Source organism: Acinetobacter lwoffii, from assembly GCF_024129435.1.
Classification (GTDB): domain Bacteria; phylum Pseudomonadota; class Gammaproteobacteria; order Pseudomonadales; family Moraxellaceae; genus Acinetobacter; species Acinetobacter lwoffii_F.
Window position 1 is genome coordinate 50,090 of sequence record NZ_JAMXXN010000009.1, and the last position, 22,671, is coordinate 72,760.

General features: G+C 43.0%; 21 protein-coding genes. 3 read left to right on the top strand and 18 right to left on the bottom strand.

Going from position 1 to position 22,671, the window contains the following annotated elements; genetic code table 11:
* Nucleotides 1-347: 347 nt before the first annotated feature.
* Together NI455_RS07985 and NI455_RS07990 are read right to left on the bottom strand one after the other, a co-directional pair.
* Nucleotides 348-2,750: a glucose/quinate/shikimate family membrane-bound PQQ-dependent dehydrogenase gene (locus tag NI455_RS07985; RefSeq protein ID WP_004645898.1), complete on the bottom strand. Its 2,403-nt coding sequence runs from the start codon at nucleotides 2,748-2,750 to the stop codon at nucleotides 348-350.
* Between the two features lie 170 nt (nucleotides 2,751-2,920).
* Nucleotides 2,921-4,162: a carbohydrate porin gene (locus NI455_RS07990; RefSeq protein WP_100357948.1), complete on the bottom strand. Its 1,242-nt coding sequence runs from the start codon at nucleotides 4,160-4,162 to the stop codon at nucleotides 2,921-2,923.
* A 482-nt stretch (nucleotides 4,163-4,644) separates the two neighbouring features.
* Here NI455_RS07990 and NI455_RS07995 point away from each other — a divergent pair, with 482 nt between their 5' ends.
* Together NI455_RS07995 and NI455_RS08000 are read left to right on the top strand one after the other, a co-directional pair.
* On the top strand, nucleotides 4,645-5,253 hold the full coding sequence (locus NI455_RS07995; RefSeq protein WP_253099954.1) for a DUF805 domain-containing protein: 609 nt from the start codon (nucleotides 4,645-4,647) through the stop codon (nucleotides 5,251-5,253).
* A 24-nt stretch (nucleotides 5,254-5,277) separates the two neighbouring features.
* Entirely contained in the window at nucleotides 5,278-5,793 is a 516-nt protein-coding gene (locus NI455_RS08000) for a hypothetical protein (protein WP_004645901.1), read from the top strand.
* A 148-nt stretch (nucleotides 5,794-5,941) separates the two neighbouring features.
* On the opposite strand, the gene NI455_RS08005 is transcribed toward NI455_RS08000, so the two are convergent.
* Entirely contained in the window at nucleotides 5,942-6,589 is a 648-nt protein-coding gene (locus NI455_RS08005; protein ID WP_004281744.1) for an HAD-IA family hydrolase, read from the bottom strand.
* 98 nt (nucleotides 6,590-6,687) lie between these two features.
* Between NI455_RS08005 and NI455_RS08010 the strand changes: the two genes are divergently transcribed.
* The gene (locus tag NI455_RS08010) at nucleotides 6,688-7,455 is read left to right on the top strand and encodes a hydroxymethylpyrimidine/phosphomethylpyrimidine kinase (RefSeq protein ID WP_004281743.1); all 768 of its coding nucleotides are present in this window, start codon (nucleotides 6,688-6,690) and stop codon (nucleotides 7,453-7,455) included.
* Between the two features lie 78 nt (nucleotides 7,456-7,533).
* Here the strand turns inward: NI455_RS08010 and NI455_RS08015 are convergent, their stop codons facing one another.
* From NI455_RS08015 to acnD, 15 genes are all read right to left on the bottom strand, one after another.
* Nucleotides 7,534-8,592 carry a DUF1176 domain-containing protein gene (locus tag NI455_RS08015; RefSeq protein WP_005252694.1) on the bottom strand — a complete coding sequence of 353 codons (1,059 nt, stop codon included), beginning with the start codon at nucleotides 8,590-8,592 and terminating at the stop codon, nucleotides 7,534-7,536.
* A gap of 3 nt (nucleotides 8,593-8,595) precedes the next feature.
* Nucleotides 8,596-11,034, bottom strand: coding sequence for an AI-2E family transporter (locus NI455_RS08020; RefSeq protein ID WP_253113450.1), 2,439 nt, complete (start codon nucleotides 11,032-11,034; stop codon nucleotides 8,596-8,598).
* A gap of 121 nt (nucleotides 11,035-11,155) precedes the next feature.
* Entirely contained in the window at nucleotides 11,156-11,596 is a 441-nt protein-coding gene (locus tag NI455_RS08025) for a YybH family protein (RefSeq protein ID WP_253113453.1), read from the bottom strand.
* 426 nt (nucleotides 11,597-12,022) lie between these two features.
* Nucleotides 12,023-12,385: a 5-carboxymethyl-2-hydroxymuconate Delta-isomerase gene (locus NI455_RS08030; protein WP_253113456.1), complete on the bottom strand. Its 363-nt coding sequence runs from the start codon at nucleotides 12,383-12,385 to the stop codon at nucleotides 12,023-12,025.
* Nucleotides 12,386-12,519: 134 nt separating this feature from the next.
* Nucleotides 12,520-12,858, bottom strand: coding sequence for a zinc ribbon domain-containing protein YjdM (locus tag NI455_RS08035; protein ID WP_005247934.1), 339 nt, complete (start codon nucleotides 12,856-12,858; stop codon nucleotides 12,520-12,522).
* Between the two features lie 124 nt (nucleotides 12,859-12,982).
* Complete coding sequence (locus NI455_RS08040) at nucleotides 12,983-13,429, bottom strand: SRPBCC domain-containing protein (protein ID WP_004732106.1); 447 nt, start codon at nucleotides 13,427-13,429, stop codon at nucleotides 12,983-12,985.
* 250 nt (nucleotides 13,430-13,679) lie between these two features.
* Nucleotides 13,680-14,069, bottom strand: a complete 390-nt coding sequence (locus NI455_RS08045) for a ribonuclease E inhibitor RraB (RefSeq protein WP_004645916.1) — start codon at nucleotides 14,067-14,069, stop codon at nucleotides 13,680-13,682.
* A 261-nt stretch (nucleotides 14,070-14,330) separates the two neighbouring features.
* On the bottom strand, nucleotides 14,331-15,263 hold the full coding sequence (locus NI455_RS08050; protein WP_253113459.1) for an SNIPE associated domain-containing protein: 933 nt from the start codon (nucleotides 15,261-15,263) through the stop codon (nucleotides 14,331-14,333).
* Between the two features lie 585 nt (nucleotides 15,264-15,848).
* Nucleotides 15,849-16,514 carry a pseudouridine synthase gene (locus tag NI455_RS08055; RefSeq protein ID WP_253113462.1) on the bottom strand — a complete coding sequence of 222 codons (666 nt, stop codon included), beginning with the start codon at nucleotides 16,512-16,514 and terminating at the stop codon, nucleotides 15,849-15,851.
* Nucleotides 16,515-16,598: 84 nt separating this feature from the next.
* Nucleotides 16,599-17,312, bottom strand: coding sequence for an SIMPL domain-containing protein (locus tag NI455_RS08060; protein WP_253113464.1), 714 nt, complete (start codon nucleotides 17,310-17,312; stop codon nucleotides 16,599-16,601).
* A gap of 122 nt (nucleotides 17,313-17,434) precedes the next feature.
* On the bottom strand, nucleotides 17,435-17,683 hold the full coding sequence (locus NI455_RS08065; protein WP_004645921.1) for a DUF6868 family protein: 249 nt from the start codon (nucleotides 17,681-17,683) through the stop codon (nucleotides 17,435-17,437).
* 531 nt (nucleotides 17,684-18,214) lie between these two features.
* On the bottom strand, nucleotides 18,215-18,478 hold the full coding sequence (locus NI455_RS08070; protein ID WP_253113467.1) for a hypothetical protein: 264 nt from the start codon (nucleotides 18,476-18,478) through the stop codon (nucleotides 18,215-18,217).
* Nucleotides 18,479-18,591: 113 nt separating this feature from the next.
* On the bottom strand, nucleotides 18,592-18,813 hold the full coding sequence (locus tag NI455_RS08075) for a hypothetical protein (RefSeq protein WP_004732115.1): 222 nt from the start codon (nucleotides 18,811-18,813) through the stop codon (nucleotides 18,592-18,594).
* A gap of 164 nt (nucleotides 18,814-18,977) precedes the next feature.
* Entirely contained in the window at nucleotides 18,978-19,121 is a 144-nt protein-coding gene (locus tag NI455_RS08080) for a zinc ribbon-containing protein (protein ID WP_004645925.1), read from the bottom strand.
* A 503-nt stretch (nucleotides 19,122-19,624) separates the two neighbouring features.
* Nucleotides 19,625-22,243, bottom strand: a complete 2,619-nt coding sequence (gene acnD, locus NI455_RS08085) for a Fe/S-dependent 2-methylisocitrate dehydratase AcnD (RefSeq protein WP_253113471.1) — start codon at nucleotides 22,241-22,243, stop codon at nucleotides 19,625-19,627.
* Nucleotides 22,244-22,671: the final 428 nt, after the last annotated feature.

Below are 22,671 nucleotides of genomic sequence, written 5' to 3' on the forward strand. Positions count from 1 at the left end.
TATCGAGATGGCGTACATCTCATGATTCAATTCATTTTGTTTTAAGCATCGATATCCAATAAATGCGCTGATTCGATGACATATAGTTCGCTCAATGAATAGGAATATTTTGAGCTTAAAAATTCTGTGTTCGATAAATTTAGACTTAATTAATCCTTTATCTGAATTTCGCTTAAAATCAGCCATATACAAAGCATATTATTTTAATGCGATCTGAATGAAATTGAGCTTTCAGCAACAAATCAACATCATTTCTCTGTGTCCTTAAAACTCGATGTAGGCATTCAACAATAGCGTATAAAAAAGCCTGACGAATCAGGCTTCTTCATACTTAATTAGAGATTCAACTATTTATTGTCTGGCAAGGCATAAGCCACCAGAGAGTCACCCATTTTAGTCCCAAAGGAACCATGACCACCCGCCATAATGACCACATACTGCTTTCCATTGGCTTCATAGGTCATTGGTGTAGCCTGGCCACCTGCAGGTAGACGGCCTTTCCACAACTCATCACCGTTGTTCACGTTAATGGCACGGATGTAGTTATCTTGAGTTCCACCCACAAACATCACGTTGCCCGCAGTTGAAATAGGGCCACCCAGCATCGGCACACCCATTTTGAATGGTGGCAATGGAATGCCCGGCATACTATCACGAATGGTACCGATGCGGCGTTTCCATGCCACTTCATGAGTATTTAGATCCACACCTGCAACAAAGCCCCATGATGGCTGTTTACACGGCAGTCCAAATGGAGACAGGAACGCACTGATTTCAACGCCATAAGGCACACCATACATCGGTTGAACACCTGCTTCTGTACCTGCACCTTTAGCCGTCTTAGGACGGTTCGGATCTTGAGGAATTAGTTTTGATACAAATGGCAGGCCAATCGGGTTGGTTAATGCAATTTGACGGTCCGGATTCACTGACATACCACCCCATTCAAACACACCTAGGTTACCCGGGAAGACCAGCGTGCCATTTTCAGAAGGTGGGGTATAAATGCCATCGTAATTCAGTTTGTGGAACGCAACACGGCAGACCAACTGGTCAAACATGGTCGCACCCCACATCTGTTTATCGGTCAATTTATCTTGTGGCGCCAGATTAAAGTCAGAGAAAGGTTGAGTTTTAGAATAGAACTCGCCTTTGGTCTGAGGTCCGCGTTTCACAGATTGTGGTACCGGTTTCTCGGTAATTGGCACAATCGCTTTACCATTACGGCGGTCTAGCACAAAAGCATTACCCGTTTTGGTCAAGACATAAATGGCTGGAACCATATTGCCGTTTTTGTCTTTAATCTCGGTCAATGTTGGCTGTGAAGGTACGTCCATATCCCACAAATCGTGATGGGTAGTCTGGAAGTTCCATACCAGTTTGCCGGTCGTCGCATTCAAGGCCAGCATCGAGTTGGCATAACGCTCGTCCAGTTCAGTACGATGACCACCGTAAATATCCGGTGTACCGACACCCGTTGGTACGTAGACGATATCTAGCTCTGCATCATAGGCCAAAGGTGCCCAGGCATTTGGAGAGTTGTGTACAAATTTTTGACCCGGTGCAGGAATCAAATTCGGATCTTCAGCGCCTGTGTCAAATACCCAAAGCAGTTCACCGGTATTGACATCATAACCACGGATCACACCCGACGGTTCTTCAGTTGAATAGTTATCTGTGGTTGAACCCGCAATAATAATGGTGGTGCCGGTTACTACAGGCGGTGAGGTTGGAATATAACCACCTGGATATGGGAATGGCATATCTTTTTGCAGATCAACTTCACCATTTTTACCAAAGTCAGAGCAGACTTTACCGGTGGTTGCGTTTACCGCAACCAGACGCCCATCATTGACCGGTAAAATCACTTTTTGTGGACATTCAGCAGAGCTGCTTTTTTTCGCAGCGAGACTGCTTTCAAAACCAGCCGTATTGTTGACATCATAATAAGATACGCCACGGCAGGTTAAATGCTGATAGGTATGATCAGCTTTTAATTTCGGATCATAGGTCCATTTCGCCTTACCGGTTGCCGGATCAAGCGCTGTCAATTTCTGGTGAGTGGTACAGATGTACATGTTGTCACCCACCTTGATTGGGGTAACCTGATTGGTGGTTTCACCCGAGTCATTTTCAGTCTTGAATTCGCCCGTGTGATATTCCCAAGCCACCTGCAAATCTTTGACATTTTCAGTATTAATCTGCTTCAACGGCGAATAACGTAAACCCGACTGGGTACGGCCATAAGCTGGCCAGTCTTCATCTGCCACACCGGGAATTGGCTGGTGGGTTGCGGGCTGCTGAGATTTTAATTCACCGCGAATTTCTTGCGGGTCATTAAATACAGCATAAATCATGACGGCAATAGTAATGGCCAATGAAGCACCCAAGGCAATTTTCGCACCTTTGCTTTGATCAAAGCCACGTGTTACTGCCGGAATCAGCAGGGCCAGACCAAACAGCCCTAAAATATCTAAACGCGGCGCAAGTGCAAAGAAATCTGAACCGACTTCCCACAGCCCCCACACCACTGTCGCCAAAACGAATATGGCATAAACAAGGAGTGCAGCACTTTTTCGTTTATACAAGAGAACTGCGGTCGCAATAAAGAGAATACCTGCAATGATGTAGTACCAAGACCCACCCAGCACTGCAAGATAAATCCCTCCAATCAGCAGTCCTATACCGAAAACAGCGGCAATGACCGCTAAAATCGTTTTCAGTACTGAACCTGATGATGAAGTATTCATATTGAACACCTATAAAAGTTTTTTTGAAAGTCCATGCACATGACAGGCATGAGCACCCTTATTGTTAAATTCTGAGTTATAAATACATCAATGTCTTAAGCAAGCATTGCCCATTACTGCAACAAAGCACCTAGAGATTCAATAGTGTATTTGCAACTAAAAACTATATTTTAAAATGACGTATTAAACTTGATTCCGCCCACCCAGACATTTTCACCATCTTTATATGCACCGACGTGACGCACATATTGCACATTCGGGCGAATGGTGAGCCAATTAGTGGCATGTAAGCCATAATAAATTTCTGCATCGATTTCTTGATGACGGTCAGCACTGACATCGTCATTCATGTTGATGCGTGCAATACCAAATGCGATTTCATCTTGAGGGCGTGAATCCATTGCACCCTTATAAACCAGCCCGATATTTTGCATATCACTGACATTATTGGTTTTGGAGTCATGCACTGTCGCATTCACAAAGCCGGTCAAACCACGCGAAGCATCTCCGTCATGTGCAGTTAATTGTTGCTTGGCAACGATCCAGCCACCATGGTGATGATCGGTTTGATCTGGATTGGAAATGACTTCAGCTTCCGCCGTGCTGTAGTAATAACCGGCGCGGTATTCACCTGGCAATTTTTGTGTGCCCAGTTTAGGCGTCCAGACCACTTCTGCAGGAAGCATTGCCCCTTTGGAGCCGTCCGTACTCAGATTAAACCCTTTACCACGTTCCAGATTCTCAGGGTTGTATTCATAAACACCGACCTGAGCATAAAATTCAGGGTTAATGTTGTATTTGACTCGTGCAGCCCATTGGCTTACTGGCCAGTTGTACCACTGATCGCCAACCCAATTCCCGACTTGTGAACCGCATAGGGCCAGATTCTGGAAATCGCAGTCAAAACTGTTGAAGTCTTCACCCTCACCAAAGCGTCCGACTTTCACATCCAGTTTTTGTTCCAGGAATTTTTTCTTGATCCATAAATCAGTCAGACGCCAGGTTTGACCACGGCCCCAGACCTCTTGCACTGAACTCAGATGGTCGTTTAAAGCAGCAGTGCTTTGAGACAGTGACTGACCGTTACGCTGGGTCACTGTTATTTGTGCTTCGGTGTCTTGCCAGCCTGCAATTTTTGCCAGATCCAGATGTGCCCCAAAAACAAACTGGTCCGCATATTCAGTTCTATGGCTTGAAGATCTTTGCGCATCAATCAAGCTTGCCATTTCACCCGTATAACCAAAACTGAAATCATAGCCCTGATTTTGGAGTGCTGTACGTTGCCCGTTCCAGTCACCGAGCATCCACGGGCTTTCCGAACTGAAAGCAGCTTCAGCATGCACAGTGGTCGTGGTTAAGATGAAAGAGGCACAGCAAAGGTAAACGGCCTTCGATAATGGGGAGAGATACATTGAATGTGATACCTTCATCACAATATGAAGCTTTTTATTATACGCCTGTTGATTTTAAAAAATCGTTACTAATAGATAAAAAATATGAATAAAATGTTATATTTATTGGTATTATTATATGCTTTTTGTAAATTTAAAATTTATAAGTATCTGTTTATCATTATATTAAATTTAACAACATCAAACCATAGTTCCAAAGAAAAATTTGATATTCATCAGATAGATTTAGCTTTAATTTCTTATAAAAGATTCAGAGATAAATCAGCTTCATTACTATTTAATTTTCTTCATTTCAAATCATGCAACGCTACATTTTTTGTTGATTGAATACTGAATCACTATTGCGATAAGGCTTTTAAAAACATGAAAAAATTATTGTCATTTCACCATAAACTTTTAAAAATTAGATTATGCTAAAGTTATTCTGATAAGAAATTGCGTCGCTTTAAAACAATAATCTAGCTTAATAGACGAGAACAAGCATGAAAGGTTCAATCCTTGATTTTTCTATTCAACACAATACCGGTTTTATCTCGGGGGATGATAATCAGCGCTATAGCTTTAATGGCGCAGACTGGCGTAGTGAGCGTCCACCTTCACGCGGTGATCGGGTCGATTTTATCGTCAATACTACAGGTGAAGCCTCTGAGATTTATCTGGCCTTAGGCAGTTCTATTTATCTGGGAGAAAAAATTTCCAGTCAGCTCGGCAAATATTCCAATCTGGATCAAGCCGAGGAAAACTACAGCAGCATTGACTGGTTTGTAAAATGTCTGACCAACTATGCAAACTTTTCCGGCCGCGCACGCCGTAAAGAATTTTGGTTCTTTATGCTGTTTTGTGTAATTTTAGGCATTATTGCTGAGGTAATTGATACAGTTTTAGGCACTAAACCGCTGGTGAATAGCCTGCTTAATCTGGCACTTCTAGTCCCAAGTCTGGCCGTTGGCGCGCGTCGCTTGCATGATGTAGGACGCTCTGGTTGGTGGCAATTACTGACGCTTACCGTGATTGGTATACTGGTACTGATCTGGTGGTGGGCAACTGAAACCAAGCAACAAAACAATGAATATGGTGCTCCTGCCAAATAACCGAACCTTACAAATCCCGTCTTGATGCGGGATTTGTTTATCGATTATTTAATGACTAAATATCAGCAAAATCAGACTTTCTCCATGCTGCAAGATCAATTAGTGAAATTTCCAGATGCTGTATGGGTGCAAATCTATAAAGATAAAATGCAGCTGATGAATATAGATGGCACGATTACGCATACTCTGCTACCCGATGTGCCTTATGCCCATCCGCGGAGTATTATTGCCGACTTTGATGCAGCCGCGGTGACGCTGAAACGGCTGTTACCATCGTCAATGATGAAGAAACTATTTAGCTCTATAGCACTGCTGCAAATTATGGATCTGCCTGAAGACGGTTTAACCGAAGTTGAAAAGCGCGCGTTACTCGAACTCGGTTATGAAAGTAGCGTGCAAAATGTCATCCTGTTTGACCATGCAGGAAATGCACTGACCAAAGCCAGAGTTCCACCCCAACATCGAATGACGATCATCAATATTTTACTGGTGATTATCATTATGGTGGTGTTGGCATCGACCTGGTTTTTGACGCTTTAAATGTTCTTGTAAGAGCAAAAATCCCGCACGCTGCGGGATTTTTATTGAGATAACAATCTAATAAGAGAGTTGATCTGTATAGATGTAGCAGCTTATAGACAAAATATCTCTAAAAATCAGCTCAAATAAAATAAGCAAAAATTAGGGTTTATTTAAAATAATCTAGCAACTGATTAAAGCGGTCTATTTGATATTTAGGCTGTGCCAGTGCTAACTCTTCCTGACTACCATAACCATAATTTACCGCAATAGTATCAATACCATTTTGACGGGCACCAAAAATGTCATGCTCGCGATCACCGACCATCATGCATTGATCGGCCTGTAATTTTTGTTGCGCTAAAATATACTGAATCAGCTCGGCTTTATTGGTTCGGTCACCATTCAGCTCACTGCCATGAATGTCGGTAAAATACTGGGCCAGATCAAAATGTTCCAGAATCTGTTTGGCATACACTGTCGGTTTTGCTGTAGCGACAAACAAGCGATAACCACGGCGTTTCAGTTCTGCCAGCGTTTCTGCTACACCCTCAAAAACATGATTTTCATAGAGACCCTTGACTGCAAAGCGCTCCCGATAACCCATCAAGGCCTGTTCAGCCAGAACATGATCGGCCTCAACATTTAAAATTTTGGCAAGCGAGGCTTTTAAGGGCGGACCAATAATCCAGTCGATATTGATCTCGTCACTAATCGGATGACCAATTTTTTCCAGACCATAGCGTGCAGACGTCGTAATCCCCACTTTCGGATCGGTTAATGTCCCATCCAGATCAATTAAAATATTCTTAATCACCGCCTATCCCCTCTCATCAGCACCGATATAAATTAATATCGAGAGTTCATTCAAATTTGCCTATACTAATGCAATTTTAGTGAATGAAGGACATCATTTTGCGCCCTACCGTACTTTGCTTTTCCGGTTTAGACCCTTCAGGTGGAGCCGGCCTTCAAGCAGATATTGAAGCTATTGGTCAAAGTGGTGCACATGCGGCAATTGCCTGCACAGCCCTCACTATTCAAAATTCACAGCAGGTTTTTGGTTTCGAAGCCACTTCCAGAGAATTGCTATTGGCACAGGCCAATGCGGTGGTCAATGACCTGCCCATTCGTTGCGTAAAATCTGGCATGTTAGGCACCACAGACAATATCGTGGCTCTGGCCGAGTTTCTGACTGTACATCCAGATTATCTGTATGTGCTGGATCCGGTTTTGGTCGCCAATAGTGGCGGCTCGCTGGGTAATCAGGAAACGCTGGTCAAAGCATTTACCCAGCTGATTCCATTGGCCACCATTTTAACGCCAAATACGGTTGAACTACGCGCCCTGACGGGTGAGCAAGACCTCAAACTGGCCACTCAAAAATTATTTGAAATGGGTGCACAGGCAGTTTTGGTCAAAGGTGGCCATGAAGATACGCCAGATTACATTCAGAACAGCCTATATATCGCAGGTGAGCTGGTCAACGAAACTCGCTGTCCACGTCTGCCAGGTGAATATCATGGTTCAGGCTGTTCACTGGCCAGTTTCATTGCCGGACGTCTGGCCATGGGTGATCAGTTGAAAACTGCGGTACAGCATGCTGAAACCTGGTTATTTGGGGTATTAAAAAATGCTGAAATTCCTGTTCCAAATGGCCAGAGAATTCCAAAGCGTTTTTAAGATCACACTTCTTAAAATCAAAACTAAAAAAGCCTGAGTCATTCAGGCTTTTTTATCACTGATATTTTATAAACAATACTATTTGGCCTGATAAATGATTTTGCTTACATAGGTCGGTAAATTCCAAGCACCACCGGCGAAGCCTTTGCATTGTACGGTCAGACCACTGAAGCTTTTGACAAATTTCTTGCCATTCCAGGCCCATTCGTTCTGACTCAGACAATCGCCCAAACCACGCACTTTATGCCCGGAAAATATCTGGCCTTGGTTAAATGTTTCTCCCGAGGTCGTCACCAACTGTTTAAATTGCTTGTTTCGATCCATCAGCCAGAAGCCACTACCCATATTATAAGCCCCACGCCAGCATGGAATCTGAATCAGTTGATTCTGGGCATTAATGGGATAAATGGTCATAACATCATCATCCAGAAAACGCTGGCTAAACAGCAAATCACATTGATCTTCCTTGGTGGTGGCTTGCAGTTTTCGAATCATCTGCTGACTTGTTGCCGTATTCAGTTTTGCTTGAGTGACTTTGCCTGACTGATATTTTGGTATCTGAATTTTCGGTATCGCTGCAGCTTTGAGCACCGCCTGATTGGATTTTTTCCCCGGCCTGATCAAGGCTGAGGGCGTAGAAAGTCGACGCTGAAATTCATCCATCTTGAGTAAAACGGCACTGGCACCGGAAGTCGACAGGTTCCAGCGTGATTGCGTATTCTTAAATACAACCGGAGCTGTTCCCTGTACAGCTTTTAGCAAGGCTCGCGTTTGATCAGTACTGAGGTGCCCTATTCCCTCCCGATTCAGACCAATCACACCATAAGGTGTGCTGGCAATTTGTAGCTGAAGCTGTCGTGTAGGTGTGGCAGCAGCTAAGGGTAAAATCTGGACTTGGGCTTTGATACTACTGTTTGCACCCGCAGCACGCTCTAGTAGCACCGAAACCGGCTGATCAATATCTTGATCCGATTGATAACCGGCAGCGCGGCAGGTGCCGGTATTATCACAGGAAATTTCCCAGTCTTTATGTAAAAAATGCAGTCCCTGAATAGCAGCCAGACTCCATGAACTGATACTGGCTAGACCAAATGTGATACTCATGATTTTGATGCTGTAAATCCATTTTTGTTTCATCATTTAGTCCTTATTTAAAACGCTTGCCGAGGTAGCAGGCTGCATCTGCTCAATCTGCTTCTGTTTATCTTTTTTCTTGAGCTCATTGCTCAGGGTCGCCATTAAATCCTGCGCCAAAGCCTTAAGCAGAATCATATCTTCGGCCTGCATCTGTCTCGGTTGTTTATCCAGCAGACATAGACTCCCAACCGCAATTCCATTTTTATCTTTTAAAGGCACACCAGCATAGAAACGGATATGATGCTGTCTTAATTCTGACAGATGTGGAAAGCGCGGGTCACGCTGCAAGTCTTCTATCACCAAAGGCTCATTCTGATAGAGCAAATGGGTGCAGACTGAATCCTTGCACATTTGTCGGGTTGCAACAGGCTCCTGAGTAAAAGGACTGATTGGAATATACATTTCATGCTGATTCAGCCAGGAAATTTGTGCGTAATCAACGTCAAAGGCTTGACGGGCTTCTTCAATATATTGTTTATAAAGGGTCTGATGACGATGATCCAATAACCCCAATTCATTTAAAGCCTGCTGCCGTTCTTTTTCATTCTTGATCTCCAGATTCTCAAACCAGCTTTCGCCTTCATTCAAGGTATAAGTTTCGATAGTCAGAATCAGATCATCGACATTATTGACCAATGCCTCCAGCTCAAAACGTTGTTGCAGTTCATCCAGAAGCTTCAGCTGCATCACGCCCCAAGTCGCAAAAATGATTTTCAGCTCAGGATATTGCTGCGCCAGTCTATATTTCAGCAGCCGAATCTGTGCCGCAGGCGCATGATGAAAAATCGACACACATAAAATCTTGATCGAAGCTGGCAGTACAATACCCTTTCCTGATTCACTCGATTGAATCAATACATCCGGATCATTTCGGGCAGCAATATTTTTGAGATTCAGCGCGTGTGCCAACATGGCAGAAATCTGGGTGTCAATTTCCCAACGTGCACCAACGCAATAGACTTCGGGCTGCTCGGCACTCATCTTACTCGGATAGGCTTTTTGAAACGCATGATTAAAGAACTGCAAGCCCTGATAAAGACGCAACCGGTGTTCGGCAGTGACATCGGCATCATGTCCTTGAGAATAAATCCGAATGGCTGGAATGGCCACTTCGCCATAGAACATTTGTACCCGACGGGCCACCTCCTCTTCACTGGGCTTTTTCGGTAATTGTGCACAGATGTAATCATTGGCTACCTGCATTGCATCATTGACTTCATCAGCCACCAGTCGTTGGTAAAAGCGTTCGGAGGGTGACAATACTGGCGTACTGCCAAGTAAGGTTTTGACAAAACCCAGTGCCGGTACATAATTGGACAAAACCAGCAGGCAGGCAGTCAAAGGCGTCGACAAGATCAGCCCTACCGGTCCCCAGAGGGTGGTCCAGAACGTAGCAGCCAGAATAATTGCCAAAGTAGACAGACCGGTACTTTCCCCATAGAGCCACGGTTCAATCACGTTATTGCTGATGAGTTCCAGCACCAGTATCAAGGCCACAGTCCAGAGCACCATGTCCCAGCCCGGATCAACGGCGAAAGCCAGTGTAATCGGGAAAATAGCTGAAACGATCGGGCCAACATAGGGTACAAAACGCATAACCACCGCGACCAGCCCCCACATGATCGCTGCCGGCACGCCAATCAATAACAGCCCAATCGCCATGGGAATACCATAAGTGACATTGACCAGCAGCTGCATGCGCAAATAGGTTCCGATACTTTTTCCGGCATCATCCAGCGCATCGGTGCCGATATTCAGATTACCGCCCAAGAGTTTCAGAAAACGGTCATGCAAGTCTTTGCCATTGAATAAAATCAATACCATAAACAGGAACACAATCCCGATAATCGCCAACGGATTCAGGATTTTATTCAACCAGTCTAGGGCAGCTTCTTCACTCGTTGGTTCCAAACCGACCACTTTGACATTCTGCACATTTGGGTCTTCTGTTTCCTGTTCTGGGGTGTCTATCGAATCTTCGACTGTGTCAAAGGTCTGGATCGCACCGTCCCACATACTCGGTCCCTGACGATAGTTTTCGAGCATTTTCAGTTTTTGCTGGATGGTGTCCTGATATTGCGGCAGTTCCTGACTTAGCTTGCCAAGTTGCACCCCCAGATAAGTTGCAGTGCCACCCAGAAATGACAAGGTCAGGCACATGACCAGGCCAATCGCCGCCCATTGGGGACAGCCCCAGCGCTTTAAACGGGAAACCAGAGGAGAAAGTAAAAATGCCAGCAGAATGGCCAAAGCCAGCGGAATAAAAATATCACGGCCAAAATACAACGCCGTCATGACCACAGCAGCAATTACAAAGCCTGCCATCATTCTGAGTGCATGTTGGGTGCGCTGCCGCTCGGACTGATCCGGCATCAATACTTCAGTCTGTTGTTGCAGGTTGGCCTGTCTTGGTTTTACTTGACTGTTCTTGTTGTTATCCACCTGAAAAGTCCTAAAATATTATTCCTTCAACATAATTTAGGACTTTCTATATTTTTGTTACAAAGGTATTCCTGTAATCATTTGCAAAGATATTTCACTTAAATCTTTTCAGGTAAATAGATTAACTCACGCTTTTGATCCGGCGCATTTTCCGGGTTTCGAGTTGCACAGGGACTGAAGTATGTTGATGCAGCAATTGCCATTTGCCCTGCTGCTTGCTCAGGCACATGCTGACCCGACACCAGCCCAACTGGAAAATCGGTTCAATCACCGCATAACTCACCCGTACATAACCATCGACTACAGCCAGATCAGAAGTGACATGAATGTTCATATTCTGCCGCTCTACACGTATTCCTTCGGGCATAAAGTGCCGATATTGTTGCCAGAGGGCCTGATAGGCTTCGACGCCTTTAACCTCCATACTGACATCAACCAGACGGATCTCCGGTCGGCACAATTCAATAATATCCTGAATATCGAGTCTGGCTATGGCATTGTCCCACTCTCGAAGAAATGCCATGACCTCCCGAGCCAATTGTTCATCCCCAAAAATCTGCATTAAATTTTCCTCAATCGGACAAGTCAGACCTGAAATCTGGGATTCAATCAACTCACCCGATTTCTGATCTTTTGTTCTTATTATTTTGCCTATGCTAAAGCGTTATTCGCTTTGCTCTCCCCACTGCCTGATTGGATACAGCTCACCTGAAGATTATTTTTTAAATTATTTTTATTTCAATCAGGATGAATATGCTGTTTCTAGATTGGATGATTCAAAAATCAGCAGCGATTAAAATCTACTTTAGAACTTTTATTGCATGCCTGTAAATGACATAAAGCGTCATTTAAAAATAGAAATAATTTTAGATCTGAATAAGATAGCGAGCTGTTACAGACCAAGTCGATCTGTTTATAAATTTACTACGGCGTTGATGAAGTTTTAAGGCATTTGATCCATGTGATATCAGCAGATAAAAGCCATCATTCAGATAATGGCTTTACTATAGGTCTGCTTTGGCATTTCAATGATTTCGACACAAAGCTGTATTTTGAATTCAGGTTGTGGCGCAATATATTGCTGCATGACGTTGAGCACCAATTCGGAAATCGCCTGACGAACTTCGACACTGCGCCCACTCAACAGTGAAACTTTGGCATGCACATAGGCCTGATCTGTAACAGCATTCAGTCCAATCACATAATCCCGCTGCATAATCGCACGACTTTTTAAATCATTGGGATCGGTGACATGGCCGGCGTTAAAAAGTGCCTGATGAATCGCGACCAATAAGGGTTTGATCTCGATATGTTGCAGATTGTCAGAATATTCCAGATGCAGGTGCGGCATTAAAGGGATCTCAAATCGAAATGTGAGGATCAGGCGACAGGAAAATGATCAGCCCCGAATTTCAGCAATAATGAGAATAATACGATTAATCAACCGTATTATTCTCTCGTCAGAATTTTAGTCTAAGGCTAAATTTAAGCTTTCTTGACATATTCGGATTTCAATTTCATCGGGCCGATCCCCTCGATTTTACAATCGATATCATGCCCATCGGCAGCATCAGGCAACAAACGGATACTTTTGACTTTAGTGCCCACTTTCACCACTGAAGATGAACCTTTGATTTTCAGGTCTTTAATCACCGTGACGCTATCACCGTCCGCCAGCACATTGCCGTTGGCATCCTTGATGATCACTTGTTCTTCAGTGACTTCACCTTCTTTCCACTCATGTGCACATTCAGGACAGATCAGTAGATCGCCATCTGTATAGGTATATTCAGATTGACATTTTGGACAGTTTGGCAGACCCATAAAAACCTCGAAAAAAAGAGAAAAATAAAATAAATGAAACAAATAAGCTCACAGTATAGCATTTTTGTCAGGCGCGCTGATGGAGAGGACATTGGGATGAAACCAACACAGGAGATCCAAGGAATTAATTGTCTGAAATCTGCGGATTAACCAGCAAAGACAGGAGTTGCAGTGATTCCTGCCAACTCAAATGACATACCGCTGGCGGCACCACATCCGGATAACCCACCTGAATAATGTGTAAACCGGTACCGATTGACACTTTTTCAAAGATGATCGTGACCTCTATTTCACCCTGCAAGTCGGGGGTAGAAAACTGATCGGTATAGCGCAGCAGCTGATTGGGAATGACCTCATGATAAATGCCATGAAAATGATGTTGGGTTCCGGTAGAAAAATTGGTAAAGGTCGTTTTATAGCTGCCGCCGGGTTTGACTTCCGCATGTTCTACTTTGGCAATAAAGCCATGTGGTGCCAGCCATTTGGCCAGTGCATCCGGATGTACAAAGGCACGATACACCCGCTCCGGTGGTGCACTAAACACACGATGCATTTTTAAGGTGTAACTCATTTTTTCTTGTCCTTTGTTCTTATTATTTTTTATTGCGGGATATTCCCTGCATTTGTTGTGACTAAATCCTCAGCATCATCAGCCTGAGTTAAGTACTCATTTGAGTTATTTTATCCAGTTTTGAGCTGGCTATATATAATGAGTATGTATCTATACTCAAGCTCAAACCTTCGTATAGCAATTAAAGAGTAATAAAAAAAACCCGGCAGCACCGGGTTTCTTACTTTAAATCATTTAAATACAAGCATGCTCAGCTACTACGCAGGCTGCTCTCTTCGTCATCCAGCTCATCATCATAGACATAGGCCATACAGCCCCAACCATCATATTCACCCTGAAATTGTGCAGCGATTTTGCTGAACCATTGTTCCAGATCCACGATATCTTCGTAGGCAGGCTCCATATATACATAAATCGTGATGATCCATTCCAAGGTATCGCTATCTTCGTCCTGAAACAGGCTAATTTTTTGCTCTTCTTTTAATAGATGCAAGGCACAACGATCTGCCTGCGCTTCATCCGCAAAGGCAATCGAAAATTCAATTTCGTGCGCTTCTTGCAAGTCGTCGCCATCCTGATGCATTTGCCACAGTACATTGCCATTTTCATCGTCAGGGAATTGATTGTAATCACGTGACATAGAAGTATCCTTATTATGATGCTGTTTTATTCTGCATTTAAGATTAGCTGATTTTTGTACAATTATCGAGATACAGACAAAAAATATTATCTTTTAACCATAAATAAACATATGATTTTTATAAATATAAAAATAAGTAAGGGGATCAATATATTCAAGATTCCTTAAGACCAAAAATCCTGAAAAATATCAGGATTTAAACCAACTTATGGCATTCAGAATACTCTGGTAAAAATCTTCTAGACCTATGAATGTCATGATCTACGCGATGTGTGAATGCGGATGATCCTGTTCCAATTGCAAAACCAGCGCAGCAAACTTGAGTTCTTCTAAACGCAGATCAAGATAGGATTCTTGAATCATCGCCTGACTCAGTGTCTGCCCGGTATAATTCAGCAAGACATAATCATCCTTTAAGGCCTGCAATATCTCGCCCAAATTTTCTGTGCTTAATTGAGAGAGATATAAATCTGCCTTACAGTTGAAAGCCAGACTAAGGATTTCAATAGTACTTCGACGGCGATTGTCGTCGACATAATTACAGCTCGCCACCTGCTGTTTTTCTATGGCCTGTTGAATTCTGTCACGGACATTGCGTAAATGCCGAACCGCATCCGTTTCGCTATAACCCTCAATCAGCTGCTCTAAAACCTGTGTTGCGGGAAGCTGCAAGCCGAAGCGCTGGGCCTGTATTTTATGCTGTAAAGCACTCAATACCTCTTGCAAGCGATGCTGTTGTTTGGCCTGTTCATAATAACCGTGCAAACTTTGTCGGGCCTCCTGCTCAACCTCGGCCACGGCCTGCGCCTGAAACTGGGCAAGATAATCTTTTACTCTTGCGATATAGGCTTTGAGATCATCGATCATGATCGAAGCATCCAGCTTGGTCGCTTCAACAAAGTTTTCGGCCTGCAAAGTCCGGTTAATAATATATTGCTCGATATCCCAGATATCCTGATATTTTTTATATTTATTCAGGGCAATGTTTAAACTGCCATTTTGTACCCGCAATTGGGTGATTTCATAATTCAATTCATCGACTTGAGTTTCATAATCTGCCAATTTGCTGCGGGAATGATCCAGGTTTTCCTGTAAAAACTGGATATTGCTGCGTAATGAAGCCTGTACCTTTAAGCTCCATAGCAATGCACATATTAAAATACTCGCGAGAACGAAGAGAGCCATACTGAGCATCGTTCTTTCCTTTAACCCCGGGCAGCGCCCTAAACCATCAAATTAAAAATTTATTATAAAGTCATGATTAATTTTGCATCACTTCGGCCAGATAATCAAAGCCGTTGATCAATACTAAGTCATTCATTCATTTTATTTTTCTACAAAATTTTTATGTGCAAGTCATGTATGACTGACTGCTTTCCGGCTCAAGACAAATCCATTCTGAAACAACTTACGATATTTTTTATATCAAAGGATATAATTTGAAAGTTTAAAAATAATAAAAGCAAAATTAAAAAACCTGAAAAATAAAGATATCAGGCCTATAGCGAGAGATAAAAGAATAAAAATTCTCTAAGCTCATCATCAAGAGATAAAACGAACATTAAAATTTATATTCGGTAGTGACAGCCGATCAGGCAATGGATCAGTAGAAAATTTCATTTGAACATGCTTGTAAAGCCACTCATTTCCAAGCTGCTATCGAAATAAATTCTCACACTTTTTTATTCGGGTTGCCCAGTTTAAGAGCTTGATCCTCATCATATTTATGAGCTTAAAAAGCATGTGTCCGGTTGGCTCTGATTATCAAGCAGAATCAAATTAGAATGGTATGTCTGCCTTTATTTCGACCGGGACACCACTCAAAGGCTGGGTAAAAGCCAAATAACTGGCATGCAAGGCCATGCGATTTAAAGGACTGCGCTGGGGTTTAGGATGATAAATTTTATCGCCAGTAATCGGATGACCGATATGCAGCATATGCACGCGTAGCTGATGGGAACGGCCGGTAATGGGGGTCAGCAACACTCGGCTAATGTCTTGCTGGGGTAGGTATTCTAAGGCCTGATACAAGGTTTTGGCGGCCTTGCCCAGTTCAAAATGCACCATCTGACGCGGACGGTTTTCCCAGTCGGTAATCAAAGGTACTTCGACACTGCCCTCACCTTCGAGTTTGCCCTGTACCAGCGCGACATAATTTTTAAGTACCGTGCGTGCCTGAAACATTTTACTCACTGCCACTTCTGCATCGCGGTGTTTGGCAAACATCAAAATACCTGAGGTGGCCATATCCAGACGATGGGTAATTTTAGCCTGCGGATACTGGTCCAAAACACGTAAGTAGGCACTGTCATGATGCTCAGGTAAACGCCCAGGAACCGACAATAATCCGGCCGGCTTTTCAATCACCACCAGATCGTCATCTTCATAAACAATATGTAGCGGTTCTTGCGGTGGACAATAGACAAAGTCATGGTTAATGGGCATTTTAAGGGTACAGCATCTGGAACAATGCGCGCAAAATAACAAGCGGCTTCTAGGCTGTCAATCACGATGCTTGGGCGAATTAAGCTAATCTGCCAGATAATAATCGACGGTCGAGACCACGCGCACTTTCTTCAAATACGGGGTATTGCTGTCTCGATCTTCAATGCTAAACAGCCCCTGATTGGCGGACTTGATTTTGCCCAGACTGCTTTTTGAATCTGCAGCAAATTTTTCTGCCACACTTCGGGCATTTTCGGTGGCTTGTTCAATCATCGCCGGCTTGATGTCATTCAGCTTGGTAAATAAATATTCCGTTCTTTGCCCAGAATCATCCCCTGCAAAGGCAATGCCTTTTCTGCCCAAGGCCACCAGGCGACTTTGTGCCGCGCGTACTGCATCTATTTTATGGGTATAGACTGTAATGGTCTGGCTGGCGGTGTAACGTAGCGCGACATTGGCATCCCCGCCATATTGCTGCGCATATTTGTCGGTGATACTCGGTGAAGCACTGGTAATTTCTTCCGTACTAAATCCTTCATTTTTTAAGAAGGTCTGAATTTCCTGGGTATTGGTTTGCATGGTATCGTACAGTTCAGCCAGATCCTGACTGCCGGCATTAAAGCGGATTGGCCATACCGCCACATCGGCTTTAACTTCACGTTCCGACAAGCCTTTGACCGAAACTATACGTTCATACTGTTTAATTTTCAGCGCGCTATTGCCCAGAATCCATCCTGCAATAATCATCCCTAAGCCGAGCAAGGCACCTAAAATTAGGGCCGGTTTGAATTGATTCATCCTTCAACTCCTTTGAAATCTTTTTTCGTTCTTATTAATCCTGTCACGCTATCAAGTAGCGATAAAATGATACTAATCCAATCCTATTTTTATCACTCGAAGATTTAATCACAACACCGCCCTTAGCCTTGATTCATCAGATAGATTGCAATTAACGGTGTCAGGTTAAACAGCAGAATGCCAATTTTATACACCGCCATACCCGAATAATGAATCACATCAAAACTGGTATCTGACAGCCGAAACCATTTTCCATGCACCTGCTTCATCCAGTTTCGGGCAAAGACAAAGACCATGAACCAGATCATGAGAATGACATAATTAATGAGTGTGCAAAACAGTAAAAAACGACACCAGATATCGAGATTCATGAGGATTCCCCTAGGGGGCAGCTGATGTTTTTAAAATAACAGATCATGTTGAGAAATGAAGGATTGATTTGTATCTTACTTGGATAAATATTTTTCTTAAATTTATGATTTATATTTATTTTAATTTTTTATTCTGCGTGTATCGCTAGAGAATTTTTTAGGGTGTTGGGAAAACTCGCAATGGTTTACTTCAACTATCATTCTTTGTAAGACCTGATCTTATAGCCTATAAACTTTTGGTCTATAGCGTCCTAAGCCGAATCGAGACCTTTTGGGTTCGTACTGCACTCGCGTTTTGCGCCGCTCACAGCATGCTACTCTTTCCGATCCCATCACACCCTTGAAAGCTATATTAGGCAAAGATGGACGGGATTAATTTCCTATGTTTTTTTTAATTTCCCATAAATATGAAAATTTATTTCATTATTAACCCCAATATAGAGAAATAAATTCCATTTCCAATTTTTTATGCTTTTTTATTCGCCAAAATGAGACTTTATTGCAATTTATATTCAGGACAGGATTGCTGTTTTATTGAAAGAATGTTCCCTGAATCCATTGCGCACTAAACCACCAGGCACTGATCGCGGACATCCCGCACAGAAGATTAGCCAAAACCTTGTTGAGTCTGGTCAGTTCAGAACTATAAATTTTCAGGTTAAGTAGATAGGCGATCACAGCATAAACCGAGCCAATCGCGCCCCCAAAAAGGATCAGGATCAGCGGCCATGCAGAATAGAAATGGGCTTTTTTATCTAACTTTCCTGACTCTGGTGCGTGCTGTTGAATATCCATAGGTGATAGCCCTCTTTTTAATATATGCACTTGCACTATTTCTAGGCAGATATTTACTCTTTAGAAAATATTTGCCTTCTAGGACTTTCATTGAAGCAAGAAGCAGACCAGTTTTAACGTACAAAAAGCTGTCGAGTATGATGATTGATATAGGCATTTAGCCCATCGCCATATTGGGCAAGCTGTTTCATGTTTTCGACATGCTGATAGCCGGCACTGCTATAGCTGTAGGTATAAACTTTCGAGGTTTTCTTAAATTGAACCCGAATAAACTCGTTACCAATCTCGTAATTGGCAACACCTGAGTCATGATTAAGATCAAGATAATGTTGCAATTAAGCTGCCCTAAACACGATGAATCTAGGGTTTTATATGGGGTTTTATTGATTATTTTTCAATCAATCTTAAACTATAAATAGGGATGTTTAAATAGCAAAAAGCCCTATCGAGTAATAGGGCTTTCATTCAAAACAGAGGGTAACTGTTTGAGTTGTTTTGCTTAGGCATTCTTATTGTTAAATTGATTGCCTTGGCATTTGGTACACGGTGGTAAACGATCAGTACCAATTTCTAAGTAGGTGCGGTGTCCGCATTGAACACAAAAATAGAAGCCTGTTCCGGGTTTTTCGCCAGCAGTAACCATCTTTGTTCTCCATGGTTTTAGAAATGGTCTGACTAGTATAACCCTCTGGTAATGAATGTCTATTGTCCATTTTTGTAAATGATAGTGTCGTTTGGGCAAAGTAGTATTTCTAATTATTATTTAGTAACTCATTAATTAAGTGATAATTTATTATTTTTTTTCAAGTTAAGTAGTTTAATAACATTGAGATAAGTGATGCATAAGGCCAAGTATAGCGCAGTGCGTTAATACAAAATTATCACCATAGCCATATGAAATTTTATATTCCCTTAAAGTTATAGACGTCTTTAATCATTGAGGAAGCTCAATTGCTTAAGTATAAAAAGAAAAGTACCTGTTTGTATTTTCTTGATAAAGACATTAATGCTCTAAATAAAAACCCCACTTCACAGTAGGGTCTTTTTTAAACAATATCAACAACTTTAATCCACTCCAACCCTCCTTAAAAAAGTAGGGAGTTCCCCTCTTTTTCAAAGAGGGGCTAGGGGTGATTAAAAAAAAGATTAAGCCACATTCCCTTCCAAGAAGTCTTGTGCAAAGCGCTGCAATACCCCACCCGCTTCATACACATGCACTTCTTCTTCAGTATCCAAACGGCAAGTCACAGGCACTTCAACAATCTGGTTCTTACCATCATCGGTCGAACGCTCAATTACTAAAGTCAACGTCGAACGTGGCGCGATATTACCAATCACGCTATACAGCTCAGTACCATCAAGACCTAAAGTCTTACGATCTGTACCCGGCTTAAACTCAAGCGGTAAAACACCCATACCGACTAAATTAGTACGGTGAATACGCTCAAAACCTTCTGCCACAATCGCTTCTACACCTGCCAGACGCACACCTTTCGCTGCCCAGTCACGACTCGAACCCTGACCATAATCCTTACCGGCAATAATAATCAACGGTTGTTTACGGTTCATGTAGATCTCAATCGCTTCCCACATCCGCATTACTTCACCTTCAGGTTCCACACGCGCTTTCGAACCCTGCTTGATGGTGCCATCAGAACGCACTACCATCTCATTAAACAGTTTCGGGTTGGCAAAAGTCGCACGTTGCGTCGTGAGGTGATCACCGCGATGCGTTGCATAGGAGTTAAAGTCTTCCTCAGGCACACCCATTTTTTTCAGGTATTCACCTGAAGCACTGTCGAGCACAATGGCATTCGATGGTGATAAATGATCAGTGGTGATGTTATCGCCCAAGATCGCCAGCGGACGCATATTTGACAAGGTACGCGGTGCAGCCAAAGCCCCTTCCCAATACGGCGGACGGCGAATATACGTACTTTGCGGACGCCAGTCATACAACGGACTTGTTGCTTTTTCATTCACACCCAAGTCGAACATCGGAATATAGATTTTTTTGAATTGTTCTGGTTTTACAGCAACTTTCACCAGCGCATCAATTTCTTCATCCGATGGCCAGATATCTTTTAGATAAATCGGATTGCCGTCTTTGTCTGTACCTAAAGCATCTTTTTCGATGTCAAAACGAATCGTACCGGCAATTGCATACGCCACCACTAAAGGCGGTGAAGCCAAGAATGCCTGCTTCGCATATGGATGAATACGCCCATCGAAGTTACGGTTGCCCGAAAGCACCGCTGTTGCATACAGATCACGGTCGATAATTTCCTGCTGAATCTTTGGATCTAATGCGCCCGACATGCCGTTACAGGTCGTGCATGCATAGGCCACGATACCAAAGCCCAGTTTTTCTAAATCTTTAAGTACGCCTGCTTCTTCCAAATACAAAGCAGCCGCTTTAGAACCCGGTGCAAAAGAAGATTTCACCCAAGGTTTACGCACCAAGCCCAATTCATTGGCCTTACGTGCTAGCAAACCTGCCGCCACCGTATTACGTGGGTTGGAGGTATTGGTACAAGACGTAATCGCCGCGATAATCACCGCACCATCTGGCATCAAGCCTTCTGCTTCTTGCGCGCGAGCTGCTTCTAAATTACCGGCAATGCCTTTTTCTTTCAGGTCAGATGTCGAGACACGTGCATGTGGATTTGATGGCCCTGCAATATTACGTGTCACAGTCGATAAATCGAAACGCAATACACGTGGATATACTGCTTGGGTCATATCCGATGCCCAAAGCCCGATCTCTTTGGCATAAGTTTCGACCAGTTTGACTTGCTCAGGCTCACGACCGGTCAAAGTCAGATAATCAATGGTGTTCTGGTCGATATAGAACATCGCAGCGGTAGCGCCATATTCCGGGGTCATGTTGGAAATCGTGGCGCGATCACCCACTGACATGCTGTCAGCACCTTCACCAAAGAATTCTAAGTAAGCGCCAACCACACGCTCTTTACGCAGGAATTCAGTCAATGCTAATACGATATCGGTTGCAGTAATGCCCGGCTTGCGCTGACCCACCAATTCCACACCAATAATATCTGGCAGACGCATCCAAGATGCTCGGCCCAGCATCACGTTTTCAGCTTCCAAGCCGCCAACACCAATCGAGATCACGCCCAATGCATCTGTATGAGGCGTATGCGAATCTGTACCGACACAGGTGTCCGGGAATGCCAGACCATTACGGTTTTGAATCACCGGAGACATTTTCTCCAGATTGATCTGGTGCATGATGCCGTTGCCCGCAGGAATTACATCAACATTTTCGAACGCGGTTTTAGTCCATTCAATAAAATGGAAACGGTCTTCATTACGACGGTCTTCAATGGCACGGTTTTTTTCAAAGGCATCCGTATCAAAACCACCAAACTCAACCGCCAGTGAATGGTCGACAATCAATTGAGTTGGAACTACCGGATTGACTTTAGACGGGTCACCGCCCTGATCGGCAATCGCATCACGTAAACCGGCAAGGTCAACCAGTGCCGTTTGCCCCAAGATGTCATGACACACTACACGTGCCGGATACCACGGAAAATCATGTTCCTGTTTACGTTCAATCAGCTGGCGTAAAGACTGTTCCAGAATGGCAGGATCACAACGACGCACCAACTGCTCTGCCAGGACTTTGGAAGTATAAGGAAGTTTGGCATATGCGCCTGGCTGAATATCTTCTACGGCCTGTCGTACGTCATAATATTCCAGCTGGGTGGATTGCAGCGGTTTACGGTAGTTGTTGTTCATAAGCTTGCCTGCCCTCGTTTATCTCTATTTTTATTCATCAATAGATATTGATGAGTTACTTTTGTAATAGCAGCATTGTACGCTGCACAAATAGCATTTCCCAAATTATATATTTTTCAAATACTTAATTATAAAAATCGGTATTTTCGCAAAAATTTATTACATAGACTTTAGAATTTTTGCTTTAAAGCGGTCTTTTGCTAAAAAAATCTGAATAATTCGTCTTATTCTTTAGTCTTATGTTGCAAAATATTTCTCTAAATTTTTATTTTATTATTAATATAAACCACTAATATCATTAATAAATAATTAATTTTATATGCATTTTTTTAAAGATAAAAAAATATAGTCGCACCGGTTTTCATAGGCTTGTTTTGCCACCGCATTTAGCAAAATTTCAATCCCCTAATTTGGGATAGCAGATTTTC